Here is a 592-nt window from a genome sequence, read left to right on the forward strand (position 1 = left end):
CGTGACCCTGTCCAACGGCCAGACCATCACCGTTGAAGCCGGCAAGACTCAGGGCAGTGTCGATTTCCAGACCCCGGCGAACGATGTCTACAACAACGGCTCGACCGTCAGCGTCACCATCGAAAACGCCACCGGCGGTAACTTCGAGCAGCTGACCCCGAATCCGACTCCAGCCTCGACTGTCATCAACGACAGCGTCGATATCGTCACCGTAAGCATCGTCAGCAACGGCAATGTGACCGAAGACCAGCAACCTTCCTTTACTGTGAAAGTAAGCCAGGCGCTGGACCGTCCGTTGACCGTCACTCTGTCGAACGGCGACACCGTGACGATCGAAGCCGGTAAGACCGAAGTCGAGTACAAGACCCCGGCTCAGGGTGATGACGTCTATCACGACGCGGGCTCCATCACCCTCAGCGTTACCGACGCTAGCGTTCCAGGTGCCACTTTCGAGAAGCTGGCCTTGGGTGGCCCGGCTACCGTTGAGATCTCGGACAGTATCAGTGAAGTTGTGGCTAAGCTGACCGCCACCCCTTCGGTGACCGAAGGCGGCGAGATCACCTACACCATCACCCTGACCAACAAAGACGGT

At 58.8% G+C, this 592-nt stretch carries 1 protein-coding gene; it reads left to right on the top strand.

Going from position 1 to position 592, the window contains the following annotated elements:
* A partial coding sequence (locus tag E8E78_RS00035; protein WP_280311570.1) for an immunoglobulin-like domain-containing protein occupies nt 1-592 on the top strand: 592 nt, incomplete at both ends.

This window comes from Pseudomonas sp. BN505 (genome assembly GCF_029873175.1).
Lineage (GTDB): Bacteria > Pseudomonadota > Gammaproteobacteria > Pseudomonadales > Pseudomonadaceae > Aquipseudomonas > Aquipseudomonas putida.